This is a genomic window from Lentzea flaviverrucosa (assembly GCF_003350445.1).
Lineage (GTDB): Bacteria > Actinomycetota > Actinomycetes > Mycobacteriales > Pseudonocardiaceae > Lentzea > Lentzea californiensis.
Genome location: NZ_QQAU01000016.1, coordinates 59,873 through 75,422 on the forward strand (window position 1 = coordinate 59,873; position 15,550 = coordinate 75,422).

Consider the following 15,550-nt stretch of genomic DNA (forward strand, 5'->3'; position numbering starts at 1 on the left):
AGGTCTGACAATTCTCGACGCATTTACGATCACCCCATGCCCACGACGAACCTGCTCTGGCTCTCGGAAGCCGACGACGACCTCCGCGCCGAGATCCACGCGGTCGTGCACGACGTGGTCGCGGCAGGCGGCGCCGTCGGCTACCACGAACCCCCGACCTACGACCGCATCTCGACCTGGCTGGACACGGTCCTCAAACAGGTCCGCGACGGCGACGCCGCCTTCACCGCGGCCACGGTCGACGGCGTGGTGCGAGCAGTGGGCCTCTGGCGCCGCGGCTCGACCGCCGTCTTCCAGCACCGCGCCGAAGTGCAACAGATCATGGCCCACCCCTCGGCCCGCGGCCTGGGCCTGGGCAAGCGGGTGATGGAGGGCCTGGTCGCGAACGCCCGCGAACAGGGCATCGAAATCGTCATGCTCGGCGTCCGGGGCAACAACCACGGCGCTATCGAGCTGTACGAGAGCCTAGGGTTCCGCGAGTGCGGGCGGATGCCGAACGCGATCGCCGTGGGCACCGAACGGTGGGACGACGTGTGGATGTACCTGCCGCTCGGCTACCCGGAGGGCACCACCCTGAACGGCGACAAAGCAGGCGGCCTGGGCAGCAGCCCGCGACGGACCTGACCTCTCGCACGCGCCTGATCGCACGCGAAGCCGAAGGCGAGCCGTCCTTACCGCGCGGGCTGGGTGGGGTGGCTTCGTCACGAGTCGTGCCACAGCTCTTGCTGCATGCAAGAAGGGGTGTCAACCCGACACGCTTTTCGTCGGGTTGACACCCCTTCTTGCATGTGGCCCGCTCTTGGTACGGCTCGTGACGCAACCATCTACGCAACGCGCCTCCGCCCGAAGCAACAGGCGTGCCATCTACCCGCGTGGGGCGTGGACCCCGGCTTCGGATCAGATTGGCGGGTTCTGGGGCGGAGCCCCAGAAAGACAGCCGAGAAGATCAGAGGTTCGGGAACCAGATCTTGATCTCGCGCTCAGCCGACTCGGCCGAGTCCGACCCGTGCACCAGGTTGAACTGGACCTCGGTCCCGAAGTCCCCGCGAATCGTGCCGGGCGTGGCCTTCTCGACGGGGTCGGTCCCACCGGCGAGCTGACGGAACGCCGGCACGGCCCGAACACCCTCGACCACGATGGCGACCAGAGGCCCACCGGTGATGAAGTCGACGAGGTCGGCGTAGAACGACTTGCCGTCGTGCTCCGCGTAGTGCTGCTCGGCGGTGGCGCGGTCGGCGGTGCGCAGCTCCAGAGCGGCGAGCTTGAGGCCCTTGCGCTCGATGCGGGCGATCACCTCGCCGACGAGACCACGGGCAACGCCATCGGGCTTAACGAGAACCAGGGTGCGCTCGGACACGACGGTGTGACTCCTCGAAAACAGGTACGGGATGTGCCAACAGGGTAGCCGCGCACGTCGGGAGGGCTGTGACCCGGGATACGTCATAGTTCTGCGCGTGAGTTCAAAGCACACCGGATCAGCTCTGACCGGCGCCGCCGTCCTGTTCGTCCTGCTCCGGCTCCTCGCGGTGTCGCACTACGACTGGCACACCGCGTTCGCCCTGCTCCACACCCTGGAACTGGACGACGCGCCCGGTCTGTTCCTGGGCACGTTCATGGCGGACGACAGGATCAGCACGGTGCTGCTGATGATCGTCACCCCGGCGACGTTCTTCTTCTACTTCCGCACCCGCGAAGACCCGGAACGCGCGAACACCACGGCACTTCTCACGCTGATCGTGCTCATCGCCCTGATGGTGTCCCACACGCTGACGTACCACCGTTGGTGGCTCTCCGCGGGCGCCGTCGCGATCGGTGCGGCCATGATGCTGGCCATTCGCAACGCGCGTTGGCTGCTCAAGTGGTTCGCGTGGCTGCTCGCCGGTTCCGCGCTCGCGGTGGCCGCCATCGTCAGCACGCCGTGGGTGCCGAAGGAGAAGATCAACGACGCCGAGGAGGTCTACGTGTTCGAGACGAGCCCGGGTTTCCTCAAGGTCCTCAAGGCGAAGGACCGCGAGTTCACGATCCTTCGCACCGAGGACGTCCGCAAGCGCGTGGAGCTAGCCGATCACTAGTGCACCAGCACCGGCTGGGCCTCGCGGTCGACGGTGACCTGCCGCAGCACGAACACCGCCAGCCCGAGCGCCACCGCCACGAGCGTCGCCGAGATCCAGAACGCCAGGTGGAAGCCCGAGGTCAGCGCTTCCAGGCGGCCGACGCCCGAGGCCAGCAGCGACGAGGTGTAGGTGGTCGAGGTCGTGGCCAGCACCGCCAGTCCGAGGGCACCGCCCACCTGCGCGGTCGTGTTCACGAGGCCGGACGCGAGGCCCGCCTCGTCGTGTGCGGCGCCGGACATCGCCAGCGTCATCAACGCGGGGAACGACAACCCGAGTCCGATGCCCAGCGGTGCCACGGCGGGCAGGATGTGCGCGACGTACGAGCCGTCGACCGGCACCTGCGTGAACACCACCATGCCGACGAGCATGAACAGCAGGCCCACGATCAGCATGTTGCGTTCGCCGAAGCGGATGTTCAGGCGGGCTGACAGCGACACCGAGAACACCGCGATCGCGCCGGCGACGGGCATGAACGCGAGGCCGATCTGCAACGGCGTGTACTGCAGCACGAGCTGCATGTAGAGGGTGCCGAGGAAGAACAGGCCGAACATGCCGGCGACCATGGAGATCTGCACCAGGTTCGCACCGGTCACGTTGCGGGACTTGAACACCCGCAACGGCAGCAAGGGCTTCTCGGCGGTCCGTTGACGCTGCACGAACCCCACCAGCAACGCCAGCGCGACGGCGCCCAGTCCCAGCGTGTGCGCGGAGCCGAAGCCGTAGTGCTCCGCCTTGACGATCGTGTAGACGCCGAGCATCACCGCGGCCACGATCAGCAGTGCGCCGAGGACGTCCGCGCCTTCCTTCAGCCCAAGACCAACGGAGTCGGGCACCAGGCGCACGGCGGCCACCGCGGCCACGATGCCGATCGGGATGTTCACGAAGAAGATCCAGTGCCACGACATGGCGTCCGTCAGCACGCCGCCGAGCAACAGGCCGAGGGACGCGCCCGCCGCCGCGACGAAGCTGAACACGCCGATGGCGCGCCTCTGCTCGTTGGGCTCGGGGAACATCGTCACGACCATGCCCAGCGTCACGGACGTGGCGAGCGCACCGCCCGCGCCCTGCACGAACCTCGAAACGATCAGCATCTCGGCGCTGAACGAGAGTCCGCACAGCAGCGACGCCACCGTGAAGACGCCCAGGCCGATCAGGAACACCTTCTTGTGCCCGATCAGGTCGCCCAGCCGGCCCGCGAGCAGGAGCAGACCGCCGTAGGCGATCAGGTACGCGTTCACCACCCAGGCGAGACCCGCCTGGCCGAACTTGAGGTCTTCCGCGATCGCGGGCAGCGCGACGTTCACGATCGTCTGGTCCAGCACGATCATCAACATCCCTGCGCACAACACGATCAGCGCGAGCCAGCGCGAATCAGTTCTCGATCCCCCTGAAGTCATAAGAGGAACCGTAACAGATAGTTTTGTACGGGACTATCTTCTACCCAACGGCATGACGCAGCGCACGTTTGCGGGGAGGCTTCTCGCACGCCACGGGAGTGCCCAGACGACCCTCGACCAGTCTTGTCAGGCCGTTGACCAGGCCCGCGCGCTCGTCATCGGGCAACGAACCCAGCACGCTGCCGACCACGTCCGCATACAGGTCGTCGGCCTTCGCCACGATCTCGCGACCCTGCTCGGTCACGACCACCACGCGGGCGCGGCGGTCTGTCGGCGACGGCTTCCGCTCGGCGTAGCCGGCGGATTCGAGGGCGTCCATCGTCACGACCATGGTCGTCTTGTCGATGTTGACCACGTCGGCGATCTCGGTCTGCGTGAGTCCCGCGTCCAGCGCGCTGGACAGAACGCAGCGGGCCCGCGGAGTCAGTCCGATCTCCGCGAGCCTCGCCGTCAGCTCTGTCTCCAGCGCGTGGCCCGTCCGATGCAGCAGCATCATCAGGTCAGTACACCCCGTCGTGCCCATGGACACGACGGTACCAAACTAATCTGGAACGAAACTATTTCTCAGCGGGACTATCGCTCCAGCACCACGACCGAGCGTGCGGCTCCCACCTTCTTCTCCCTGGTCAGCGGCTTCCAGTCGCCGGCGGGCAACGAGACGAGACGGTCCGTCTCGTAGGGGTTGATCACCACGAGCACTCCCTTGCGGGCGCCGTCCACGTCAGGGCCGGCCGTGTCGTCGACGTGCATGACGATCACACCGGACTCCGCGGCGGGGAAGGACACCTTCTGCTGCACCAGATCGGCCGACCCCAGCGAGAACAGGGGCGACGACTGGCGGATCCGCAGCAGTTCCAGGGTCGCGTCGAGCGAGGCCCTCATGTCCGCGGACGAAGGCTTGGCCATGCCCAGCAACGGCTTCGCGTACGGCCACTTCGACTCGTTGTCGGCCTTCGGCGGCAGGCCTCGGCCGAAACCGTTGTCGCGCAACGACGGGTCGTACGGGTTGAACCAGTCACCCGAGTCGTAGCTGTTGCGGTCCAGCGACTTCGAGCGCAGGAACTCGGTGCCCGCGTGCACGAACGGCCGCCCCTGCCCCAGCAACGCCGGCGCCAGCGAGACCGTCTGCATCTTCACGCGGTCGGCCATCGAGGTCTCGGGCTTGAGCTTGTAGGCCAGCGCGTCGAACAACGTCTCGTTGTCGTGCGCGTCGACGTACGTGATCGCCTCCAGCGGCTGCCCGGTGTACCCGGCGGGCGAACCGTTGTACTGCACGTCCCGGCCCGACACGACCGGCCCGGCCGTCGACCGGAACCGGTACGAGGCCATGTTGCCGGCCATGCCCAGCTTCACCAGGTCGCTGTAGTTCTCCAGCCGCGCGGCCACGTTCCCGTTGGCGGGCGAGGAGTTCACGCCGCCTGCCAGTCCGGAGCCGATGCCCTGCACGCGCGGGTCGTCGTCGAACGGGCCGCCGCCGCGCACGGCGTCGCGCAGCCGGTCGCTGAACGTCCCGATGCCCGTGCCGGCCATGTTCGCCTGGGTGGCCTGCTCGAACCGGGCGTTGCCGGCGACCTCGCCGAAGTCCCAGCCCTCGCCGTAGACGCCGATCCTGCGCCCGTCCACGCCGTCACGTTCGACGGTCAGCGCGTCCAGAGCCGCCCGCACCGCGAGGATGTTCGCCTTCGGGTGGTGGCCCATCAGGTCGAAGCGGAACCCGTCGACCTTGTAGTTGCGCGCCCAGCGCACCACGGAGTCCACGACGAGCTTGCCCATCATGGCGTTCTCCGTGGCCGTGTTCGCGCAGCACGTGGAGTTCGCGACCGAGCCGTCGAGGTTGAGCCGCTGGTAGTAGCCGGGCACGACCTTGTCCAGCACGGACGTCGGTGCGTCGCCGAAGGCCGCCGTGTGGTTGTAGACGACGTCCACCACCACGCGGTTGCCGTTGTCGTGCAACGACTTCACCATCTCGCGGTACTGCTTCGAGCGCGCCTGGCCGTTCTGCGCGTCCGCCGTGGCGTACGAGCCCTCGGGTACGTCGTAGTGGAACGGGTCGTAACCCCAGTTGAAGCCGTCCTTCGCCGCGATGGCACCGACGCAGGCCTGCTGCTGTTCGGAGTCCGCGGGGAGCGCCGGCAGGTCGCAGGCCGGGGTGGCCTGGTCGGAGCGCTTCTCGGGGATCGTCGCGATGTCGAACGTCGGCAGCAGGTGCACGGTGTCCATGCCCGCCGCGGCCAGCGTCTTGAGGTGCTTCATGCCCGTCGAGTCGCGGTGCGTGAACGCCTTGTAGGTGCCGCGGTCCGCCGCGGGGACGGACTGGTCGTTGATCGAGAAGTCCCGCACGTGCAACTCGGTGATCGCGCCGCCCATGCCCTTCGCGACGTCACGGGACCACCCGGAGGGCATCGACCTGGCGTCCGTCAGGTCAGCGAACTGCGAGTGCGTCGAGTTCACCGACAGGGCGACGGAGTACGGGTCGGTGACCACGACCGTGCGCTGCCAGTCCGTGACCTCGAACTGGTAGTACTCGTCCTTCCAGTCGCCCTTGCCGGTCCACGAACCGGAGGCGTCGTCGCGCTTGAGCTGCACGACCTTCCTGGGCTCGCCGGAGGGCCGGTCGAACAGGCGCAGCTTCACGTTCCGGGCGGTGGGCGCCCACAACCTGACCGACGCACGGCCGTGGTCGAAGGTCGGTCCGAACGTCAGTTTCGTCGCGGCAGCGGCATAACGGTCGTCGAGCACGCCCGCGATCTGCACGCTCGTGCGGTGCCGGATAGCGCCACCCGCGTCGACGTGCACGGCGGAGAGCTTGTCGCGCAACGCCTCGTCGACGAACCCGCGAACGGCGAAGACCGGCTTGCCCTTGAGGTGCGGGAACTGCGCCGGCACCTCCTCGGTCGTGGGTGACAGCCGCAGCACGCGCGAGCCGTACTCCAGCCGGTAGCCGTCGGACTGCACGGACGGAACGTCCCAGACGACCTTGTCCTTCGAGATCCAGATCGCCTTGGCCTTGGTCAGGTCGTCATCGGCGGCCGGACCGGCGTTGGGCGGCAGCAGGTAGGTCTCGTTGCCCTGCAGCTGCCACACCTCGTTGCCCTTCTGCCCCAGGTCGAGGAACTGGTCGGGGCCGGGGTCCTTGGCGTCGCCGCGGTGGAGGATGTAGCTCAGCCCCGCGGCACCGGCGGCGAGCGGCACCGACCAGTAGACGCCGAACTGGTCTTGCCCGTCCGGCACCCGCGACTGGTTCCAGCCCGGTGACGGCTCCGCGGATCCCGTCCAGTGGTACATCGTCCAGCCCGCCGAAGTACGTTCCTCAGCTGAGGCGGCATTCAATGCCGCGTAGTCGCCGTCCGGGCGGTTGTAGTGGATCACCGCCCGGTTCTCGGCCGCCGCCTTCGTGGCGTGCACCTTCCCGCCTGCGACCCACGCGTGGCCGCCCGCGAACTTGCCCGAGGCCTCCACGGTCGTGCCGCGCACGACGGAGAAGTCGGTGGTGGGCGGCAGTTCCGCAACGCCGTTGACGAACGGCACGTCACCCCGTCCGGCGACGCGCACAACGGCTCCGGTGGCGTCACCGACGTAGTGCACGACCGCCTTGCCCGTGGCCGCCTGCTCGGAGGCGTACACGGCCGGGTCGCCCTGCTTCAGCCAGATCTCGGGCGTCACGCTCGGGTCGACGAACCGGTCGACCGACGTGTCCTTCTCGTCGCCCTTGTGGGCGATGAGACCGACCGACTTGGCGCCGGGCTTCAGCTTGATCCACGCGAAGCGCCCGTAGGCGTCCTCCCCCGCGAACGGCAGCGGCGCGTTCCACTCGGTCGGCGTCTCGACGTCGCCCCAGGCGTGCAGGCCCCAGCCGTCGTAGTTGTCGCGTGCGTAGTGCACGACCAGCCAGTCCGGGTTCTTCGTGCCGGGGTCCGGGAGCGGCGGTGCGGCCACGAGCGACACGAACGCGCCGTCCGCGCCGATCTCGCCGGACTTCGCCACCACCCGCAGTTCGACGCGCTTGCCGACTGCCGCACCCGGAAGTGCCGACAGGTCCGCGAAAACCCGGTACGGAGCGGCGTCGTCGGTGCCGAGCACGGTCCAGTCGCGGGTGCCCTCGACACGGGCGGCGAACGTGGCCGCCGCGTTGGGCGCGCTGATGCCGTCGGCCCTGAGCTCGACGCGTTCGTCCAGCACGGTTCCGGCCGCCGGGGCGACCAGGACGGGCGCGGGCTTGGACTTCACGACGTCGCTGGTTCCCTTGAGCACCAACGAGGACAGCGCGGGCACGGTCACCGTGACGCGGCCGTTCTGCACCTGCGCGTTCTCGAAACCGGACGAGGACACCGGCACGGTCACGGTCGCGGGCGAGGTGCCCGCGTTCGCGACGACGAGGTGCTCCCGGCCGAGGATGCGGCTGAAAGCGAACACGTCGCCGTCGGCGTACCGGAGGACCTGGTTGCCGTCACGCCACACGGGGTCGCGGTCGACCTGCGCGGCCAGCGCCTTGAGCTGCTGGTACAGCGGGTGCGCGGTGGTGAAGTTGTCCTGGGCGCCGGTGCGGTCGCTCCCGACCAGCTTCTCGGCCATGTACTCCGGCGTCTTGGAGGCGAACATGTCCTGGCGTGCCAGCTTGTCACCGCCCGTGCCCGCGAAGCCCTGCTCGTCGCCGTAGTAGACGACCGGGTTGCCGCGCCACAGGTACATCAGCTGGTTGCCGAGCTTGAGCCGCTCCAGCAGTTCGGCGTCCGAGATGCCGGGCCGGTCGTTGCGGATCATCCACGCGATGCGGCCCATGTCGTGGTTGCCGAGGAACGTGGGCAGCGAGGACGCGTTGGAGTCGGCGTCGGTGTAGCGGTCGTCGTCGAGCAGCACCTCGCCGAGCCGCTGGGAGCCCTTGCCGGACAGGAAGGTCAGCGCGCTGCTCTGGAACGGGAAGTCCAGCGTGGCCTGCATCCTGCCGTCGGTCGTGTACTTCGAGGTGTTCTCGGGCGAGGAGTCGAAGACCTCGCCGAACACGAAGAAGTCCTTCTTGCCCTTGCGGTTCGCGTACTGCTTCACGTGCGGCGCGAGGGCCTGCCAGAACTCCAGGTTGACGTGCTTGACGGTGTCGACGCGGTAGCCGTCGATGTCGAGCGTGTCGATCCAGCTGGTGAAGATGTCCTTCATGCCGTTGACCACGCGCGGGTGCTCGGTCATCAGGTCGTCGAGACCGGAGAAGTCGCCCTGCTCGCTCGACTCGCCGGAGAACGTCGAGTCGCCGCGGTTGTGGTAGAGCGTGGAGTCGTTGAGCCACAACGGGTACTTCGTCGGACCGTCCTTGACCGGCGTGTACGGGAAGGACTTCTGGGCGTCCAGCTTCGGGAAGTCCTTGCGGCCCGCGTAGTCGGCGAGGTCGAACGGCTTGCCGGAGGCGTCCAGGTACGGCTGCGCGCCCGTGCTGACGTACTGGGTCTTGTTCTCCGCGTACTTGATCACGTCGGCGGTGTGGTTCGCGACGATGTCGAAGAAGACCTTGATGCCGCGCCGGTGCGCGTCCCTGATCAGGTCTCGCATCTCCTGCGTGGTGCCGAAGTGCGGGTCGAGCTTGGTGAAGTCGAGCGTCCAGTAACCGTGGTAGCCCGCGCTGTCGCCCTGCACCCAGCGGTTCAGGAACATCGGCGTCATCCAGATCGCCGTGATGCCCATGCCGTCGAGGTAGTCGAGCTTCCGGTGCAGCCCCTTGAGGTCACCACCGTGGTAGAAGCCCTTGTCAGCGGGGTCGAAGCCGTGCTCGGCGGCGTTCGAACGACCCCGGTCGTTGCCCGTGTCCCCGTTCGCGAACCGGTCGGGCATCACGAAGTAGAAGCGTTCGCCCCGCAGGTCGTCCCGCTTGGGCGGTAACGCGAGCCTCGAATCTCCGTCGCGCACACCGGGCGCTATGTCCACCACCTCCCCCACGGCCAGGCGTTGCGATGGTGCGGCAACGGCCTGAACGGGTGTGAGAGGGAGCAAAGCCAGTGCAGCGAGCGCGGCGACGACCCGACGCATCGCGACCTCCTTGTCGCAAACTCTTGCAGGGTTGCTGCACGAAACCACGACAAACAGCGGGAAACAATACGTCGAGCACCGCAAATGTTTGCAATCAGTCTGCCGGACGCCGGTAGGTGATCGCCATCCGCAGCGGATGTGAGCGCCACTCGTTGACCGCGAGCCCGGCGATCACGCCGATGCCCTCGACCGACTCCGTCGTCGCGGGTGCGCTGCGGCTCGGCGAACCCGCCAGCGGCCCCTCGGTCGGCGGCGGCGAGAACTGGGCGATGACCATCGGCTGGCCCTCGTGCGGCTGCACGGCCAGGAGGATGTGCGGATCGGCCTGCTCGCCCTGGTTCTCGATCGGTTCCAGGGACAGGAACTCACCGCGTTCCGCCGCCGCCCCCGCCATCCGGCCGGCCCACTTGAAGGCGTCCATGACGTCGTCGTCGGAGAGCGCCGCGTTGGCCTCGGGCAGCGTGACCCGCTGCAAGCGGGTGCCGTGCGCGGTCATCTGGCCGTTGGTGGTGAAGCGGTCGGGGATCATCGCTTCGCCGGTCTCGACGTCAATGAGGAGCATGTCGCGGAACCGGGTCTCGGCGAGCGGCGACCGGCCCATGAGCCCGCGGCCGAGCATCTCCCCGAGCTTCGGGTCGGTGGTCCGCCAGTACGTCGTCTGCTCGCCGATCTGCAACCCGATGAAGTCCTTGACCGGCAAGCTCGGCAGCGCCGTGATGAGGCTTTGACCAGGTGCGACCGGCGGCGGCGGCGCCTGCACCCGGAACGGCGGCAACGAGGCGAACCCCGGATCCACCCGCGCCGTGCGGACCACGTGGTGTGCCCACGCCCGCACGCGCGACAACGGGTGGTCGGGGAACCTCACGTCGTGGCGGGGGTCGTCGCCCGCGTGGAACGGCAGCACGCCTTCCAGCTCGGGCGCGTACGGGTGCGGCTTGACCCAGCTCTGGAACCCGAGCTCGGCGGCGAGGATGGCCTCCCGCGTGCCCGTCATGCCGCGTTCCACCGCCCCGAGCTGCAACACGGCGCTGCAGCTCTCCTTGGGGATGGTGAAGGAGCCGACGAACACCTGCCCGTTCGGCTGGTTCGGCAGCGGCAGCTTGACGATCCGCAGCAGCGCCGGCGCCCCTCCGAGCTGGACGACGTGGGCCTCGATCAGGCAGCCGGTCTCGCCGTGGACCAGGGCGAGGTCGTGCCGGAGCCTCGGCAGGTCGTCCAGCCCGGCCGGGAGGTCGGGGACCAGGCCGTAGTAGGCCAGTTCGGCCTGGTCACCGCTGGGGTGCTGCCAGGTGTTCTGGTCGAGCTGACGGAAGCCGGTGGTGTCGAACGAGATGGGCACCCACCGACCCTACGACTCCCGTCAGGCGGCCCTGAGCGTTTTGGACCAGAGGGAGGTGCCGGTCGCGTCACGCAGCCACACCGTCAGCTCGTGCCGCGAGGCCTTGACCTCGCCGACGTGCTGGAACCCGTCCAGCGGCGAGGTGTTGGCGGCGGGCGGAGCGTGCACGAACACGGCCTGCGGACCGAACGTCGGGTCGAGCGTGTTCGGGCCGAACGCACCGGCGTGCAGCGGACCGGACACGAACTCCCAGAACGGGTCGAAGTCGCCCACGGCCGCGCGGTCGGGCGAGTAGTGGTGGGCGGCGGTGTAGTGGACGTCCGCCGTGAGCCACACGGTGTTCTTGACGCGGCGGCGCTTGAGCTCCCTGAGCACCCACGCGATCTCGTGCTCACGGCCGTTGGGCGCGCCCGGCAGGCCGTTCGCGACGCCCTCGATGTCGGTCCCGTCCGGCACGGTCAGGCCGATCGGCAGGTCCGCCGCGATGATCTTCCAGGTGGCGGTGCTGCGGCTGAGCCCGTCGACGAGCCACTTCGCCTGCTGCGCGCCGAGGATCACGCCGGGCTTGTCCTTGGGCGAGGTGTTCTTGTCCTTGTAGGTGCGCATGTCGAGCACGAAGATCTCGACGTTGCGGCCGTAGGAGAACTTCCGGTAGACGCGACCGTCCACCGCGCGTTTCTGGTCGATCGGCATCCACTCGTGGAACGCCTGGAAAGCCCGCTGCGCCAGCACGTCCACGCGCTTCTCGGTGTAGAGCGGGCTGTCGAGGATCTCGCCGGGGTACCAGTTGTTCGTGACCTCGTGGTCGTCCCATTGCGCGAAGACCGGCACCTGGGAAGCGAAGCGCTTCACGTTGTCGTCGAGGAGGTTGTAGGCGAACTGGCCTCGGTACTCGTCGAGGGTTTCGGCCACTTTGGACTTCTCGGGCGTGACGACGTTGCGCCAGATCCGGCCGTCCGGGAGCGTCACGCTCGCCTGCATCGGGCCGTCGGAGTAGACGCTGTCGCCGCTGTGGATGAAGAAGTCGGGCCTGCGGTCGGCCATCGCCTTGAAGATCGGCATGCCGCCGATGTCGGGGTTGATGCCCCAGCCCTGGCCCGCGACGTCGCCGGACCACACGAAGCTGACGTCGTCGCGGCCGAGCGGGGCGGTGGTGAAGCTTCCCGTGACGGGTGCGCTGCAGGTGCGGCCGTGCAGGTCCTCGGCCGTGACGCGGTAGTAGGCGGGGCGGCCGGGCAGCAGGCTCGACACCCTGACCTGGCCGGTGCCCCCTGTCTCGGGGGTGAGCAACGGGCCACGAACGCGGCGCGAGAGGCGGAACCTCGGGTCGTTGGACACCTCGACGAACATCCGCGAGGGACGGTCGGCGCGCGTCCACACGATGCCGCCGTCCCAGGTGACGTCGCCGGACTGCACGCCGTGGGTGAGGATCGGGCGGTCGGACTTCGCGAGGCTGATGCCCGAGGGCACCAGCGCCGCGGCCGTACCGAGTGCGCCTGCCTTGAACAACGTACGACGGTCGAAGGTCATGCGCGGTTTCTAGTCGCCGGTTCTGGCCGGTGCTGAAACCCGAGGTGAACTTCAGCAGCGCAGGTCGGTCCAGCCGCTCACGTAGCCGCCGCCGGGGACGGTGACGCTGGCGACCGCGCGCGTGCACTTGTTGAGTGTGGCCGCCCCGGCGCCCCACAGCTCCTGCTTGTTCGCGGCCTCACCGCCGCCGCGCGGGTACTCCTCGCCGTTCTCGATCACCGCGATCCAGTTCGAGACGCGGTAGGAGTGGCTCTTGGCGTAGGAGTCCCAGACCCAGGTGTAGGCGTAGTTCTTGCCGCACCCGGCGAACTGCTTGACCGACGCGATGGTCGCGCCCTGGTACTTCACGTGGCCCGTGGTGCCGATCTGCTTGGCAGAGGCACAACCGGGAACGGTCTCGGCGTGGGCGGTGCCGGAGCTCAGACCGACGGACAGCAGCGTCGCGGCCAGTGCGGCGGCGATGGCGAATGGCTTTCTCACAGCCGCGACGCTGGTGCACGTCGGTTAGGTGGCGGTAAATCCGTTATGTGAGGCGCTTGAGCCAGTCGGTGATGATCTGGCGCGACGCCGGGGTGGCGTGCACCCACGTCTGCTGGTTCTGGTCGGTGTACTTGACCACGAGCCAGCGGCCGTCCTCGAAGTCGATCGTGGTGAGGAACGTCTTGGCGCGCTGCCTGCCCTCGCCGTTGCGCTTCGCCGCGTACAGCTTCGCCGTGCCGTTGCGGGGCTGGGCGAGAAGCTGCCGCAACGAGATCGACGGCGACGCCTTGCCCGGCTGGTGCAGGTTGATCTCGGTCTCGTGCACGTTGATCGACGCGCCGCGGCCAGCCGGAACGTCCGGCAGCTGCATCGCGAGGACCTCCGGGGCGTTGTCCGGCCGGATCGGGTGCAGCTGCACGAACCCGTTGTCGTGCAGGGCGAGCACACCGTGCTGCGAGTTCGCCGCGACCACCACGGGCTTGGTCGCGTTCGGCGTGACCGCGATCCAGGCCGAGTAGTCGTGATCCGCCTTGGCGATCAGGTGCAGCGTGCCCCGGACGTCCGGGTGGTCGAGCCCGACCCGCCGCAGCTCACCGATGACGTCGCGCTCGATGAGCGCGCGTTCGTCCTCGGTCTCACCGGGCGAGTCGACGGAGAGCGCGGGGTGGTACTGCCCCAGCTTCTCCTGCTTCCACAGGACGTCGAAGGCGAGGTCGGACAGTTGGATCGACGACCGAAGCACGTCAGCCCCCGATCGTCGGCGGTGCGACCATCGGCATGTCGCCGATGATCTCGTTCGTGTTCTCCTCGGTGATGAGGTAGTCGGCGGACTTGTGCTCCAGGTCGTCCTCGCCCTGACCCTTCTGCCCCTGACCGCCCATCCCACCCATGCCGGCCGCGCCACCGCGTCCGGCCGCACCCGCCGCGCCACCGCGGGCCGCGTTCTGCCCGGTCTCGCCCATGCCGCCGAACACCCCGGCCTTGCCACCGGGCTGCTGGGCCGCCGTGCCACCGGCCGCCGCGCTGCTGCCACCGAGGCCGCCGCCACCGAACTTGCCCCCGGCACCGCCGGCGCCACCACCGGCGCCTCCGCCGAACTTGCCGCCCGCGCCACCTGCACCGGGCCCGCCAGGACCGCCGCGGCCACTGCCGCCCGGACCGCCTGGGCCACCGGGGCCGTTCGGACCGCCGGTGTTCGGGCGGACGGGCACGCCGATGGGCGGGAGGCCCGTGTTGCCCGGCCGGTCGATCACGCTGCCGACCGGGGGCTTGCCGGTGAGGTTGTCGACGCCGGGCTTGCCGGTGTTGTTGGTGTTGCTGGTGTTCGTGGTGTCCGACGAACTGGTGGTCGTCTGGTCGCCGTTGGTGGTCGGCACGGTCCACGGGGTGCCGACCGTGCTCTGCGGCGTGCTGGTCGAGGAACTGGTCGAAGTGCTCGACGTCCGCGTGTTCGTCGTGTTGTTCGACGTCTTCTCTTCACCGTTGTGGCCGCCGGTCTCGGCGATCTCGACCACGAGGCTGTCAGTCATGACGCCGGGGAACTCCTTGGGCAGCTCACCGCGGTTGGTGTTGCTGGCGCTCTGGAACTCCTTGTAGACCTCGCGGTTGTGCTTCTCCTCGGCGTTGTAGCTGTTGACCTTGTCCTCGGTGTCGGTGTCCCAAGGAGTCGCGTCGTCCCAGAAGTTCGTGTCCGGCTTGGACGCCGGCATGTCCTTGAGCTGGTTCTTGTTCAGGGTGAACTGGTAGACCTGGTTCGAGATGGAGTGGTCGGCCTGCCGCAGGGCGTCCTGCATCTGGACCATGGCCTGGTTGATCGGGTTCGCGGCGGACTGAGCGGCACTCGCGCTCGCACCCGTCCACGCTTCGCCCAGCGTCTCGCCGACCCGCTTGAGCCTGGCCTCGATGCCGGCGTAGCTGCGCTCCAGGTTCTTCGCGGCCCTCGCCGCGGCATCGGCCGAGACCGTTCCCGGCCCGCCGGTCATCTGGGAGTAGATCTCCGCTCCCGACAACCCTTCGGCTCTGGTGTTGTCCTCGGTGAAGCAACTGGGCGCGGGCCGTGTCATTTCGCACCTGCCTTGATCGTGGTGATGGCGAGATTCGCGAACTCGGTGATCGCGGCACACGGGTCAGCCAGCTTCGCACTGCCCTGGGTGCTCTGGAAGGTGAAGGTCAGGGCCTTCTCGTCGGAGACACCGACGAGAAGCGCGCAGTCGCCCTTCTTGCGGTCGTCCGCGACGAGCGAGAGGTAGGTCGGATAGCCCTGAATCGCGGGCTGCACCTCGAAGACCTCGTAGCTCGAGTCCTTGTTGGGGAGGATCGTCGAGAGGTTCGTACCGTCCGGCAGGAACGCGAGGCCGGGAGACATCTTCGCCGGCGTGCTCGCACCCAGCCAGACGCAGCCCTTGCTGAGAGGGGTGTCGTTGACCCTTCCGGCGACTCCCGGCAGCCCGAACGCCTGCACCTGAGCCGGGGTGACCGTACTGCACGGGTCGGCTTCGAAGGCCTTGACGTCGAGCGGGTTCTCGATCTTGGGGCCTTCGCCGGCGTTGCTGGAACTGGTCGGCTGAGAGGCGGTCGTCGGCGTACCGGTCGTGCCACCGCTGTCGCCACAGCCGGCCAGCAGTGCGAGTGCGGCCGTACCGATGGCGATGCTTCGGATGCGCAACAGCTCAGTCCTT

The 15,550-nt window shown here is 68.4% G+C and carries 12 protein-coding genes; 2 read left to right on the plus strand and 10 right to left on the minus strand.

Translation table 11 applies throughout. The features are described from left to right. Window positions 1-36: 36 nt before the first annotated feature. Window positions 37-624 carry a GNAT family N-acetyltransferase gene (locus DFR72_RS36940; RefSeq protein ID WP_090071182.1) on the plus strand — a complete coding sequence of 196 codons (588 nt, stop codon included), beginning with the start codon at window positions 37-39 and terminating at the stop codon, window positions 622-624. Between the two features lie 322 nt (window positions 625-946). Here the strand turns inward: DFR72_RS36940 and ndk are convergent, their stop codons facing one another. Beyond that, window positions 947-1,357, minus strand: coding sequence for a nucleoside-diphosphate kinase (ndk, locus tag DFR72_RS36945; RefSeq protein ID WP_090071184.1), 411 nt, complete (start codon window positions 1,355-1,357; stop codon window positions 947-949). A gap of 97 nt (window positions 1,358-1,454) precedes the next feature. On the opposite strand from ndk, the gene DFR72_RS36950 reads away from it, so the two are divergent. Then, a complete protein-coding gene (locus DFR72_RS36950) occupies window positions 1,455-2,072 on the plus strand; it encodes a hypothetical protein (RefSeq protein ID WP_245983789.1) in 618 nt (205 codons plus the stop codon). Here the strand turns inward: DFR72_RS36950 and DFR72_RS36955 are convergent. The 9 genes from DFR72_RS36955 to DFR72_RS36990 form a co-directional block, all read right to left on the minus strand. Further along, the gene (locus tag DFR72_RS36955) at window positions 2,069-3,442 is read right to left on the minus strand and encodes a DHA2 family efflux MFS transporter permease subunit (RefSeq protein ID WP_245983790.1); all 1,374 of its coding nucleotides are present in this window, start codon (window positions 3,440-3,442) and stop codon (window positions 2,069-2,071) included. The two genes, DFR72_RS36950 and DFR72_RS36955, sit on opposite strands and share 4 nt — an antisense overlap. Window positions 3,443-3,551: 109 nt before the next feature. Next, complete coding sequence (locus tag DFR72_RS36960) at window positions 3,552-4,034, minus strand: MarR family winged helix-turn-helix transcriptional regulator (protein ID WP_211335654.1); 483 nt, start codon at window positions 4,032-4,034, stop codon at window positions 3,552-3,554. A 50-nt stretch (window positions 4,035-4,084) separates the two neighbouring features. After that, a complete protein-coding gene (gene pulA, locus DFR72_RS36965) occupies window positions 4,085-9,523 on the minus strand; it encodes a pullulanase-type alpha-1,6-glucosidase (protein WP_090071191.1) in 5,439 nt (1,812 codons plus the stop codon). Between the two features lie 94 nt (window positions 9,524-9,617). Then, window positions 9,618-10,862: a hypothetical protein gene (locus tag DFR72_RS46515; protein ID WP_177224634.1), complete on the minus strand. Its 1,245-nt coding sequence runs from the start codon at window positions 10,860-10,862 to the stop codon at window positions 9,618-9,620. A gap of 21 nt (window positions 10,863-10,883) precedes the next feature. Continuing rightward, a complete protein-coding gene (locus DFR72_RS36975; protein WP_090071193.1) occupies window positions 10,884-12,392 on the minus strand; it encodes an alkaline phosphatase D family protein in 1,509 nt (502 codons plus the stop codon). A gap of 51 nt (window positions 12,393-12,443) precedes the next feature. After that, on the minus strand, window positions 12,444-12,872 hold the full coding sequence (locus tag DFR72_RS36980; protein WP_090071195.1) for a hypothetical protein: 429 nt from the start codon (window positions 12,870-12,872) through the stop codon (window positions 12,444-12,446). A gap of 43 nt (window positions 12,873-12,915) precedes the next feature. Continuing rightward, on the minus strand, window positions 12,916-13,614 hold the full coding sequence (locus DFR72_RS36985) for an ESX secretion-associated protein EspG (RefSeq protein ID WP_170176575.1): 699 nt from the start codon (window positions 13,612-13,614) through the stop codon (window positions 12,916-12,918). Between the two features lies 1 nt (window position 13,615). Then, window positions 13,616-14,935, minus strand: coding sequence for a WXG100 family type VII secretion target (locus DFR72_RS45990; protein ID WP_170176572.1), 1,320 nt, complete (start codon window positions 14,933-14,935; stop codon window positions 13,616-13,618). Beyond that, a complete protein-coding gene (locus DFR72_RS36990) occupies window positions 14,932-15,537 on the minus strand; it encodes a DUF3558 domain-containing protein (protein WP_170176576.1) in 606 nt (201 codons plus the stop codon). Before DFR72_RS36990 ends, DFR72_RS45990 begins: the two co-directional genes overlap by 4 nt. Between the last annotated feature and the right edge of the window lie 13 nt (window positions 15,538-15,550).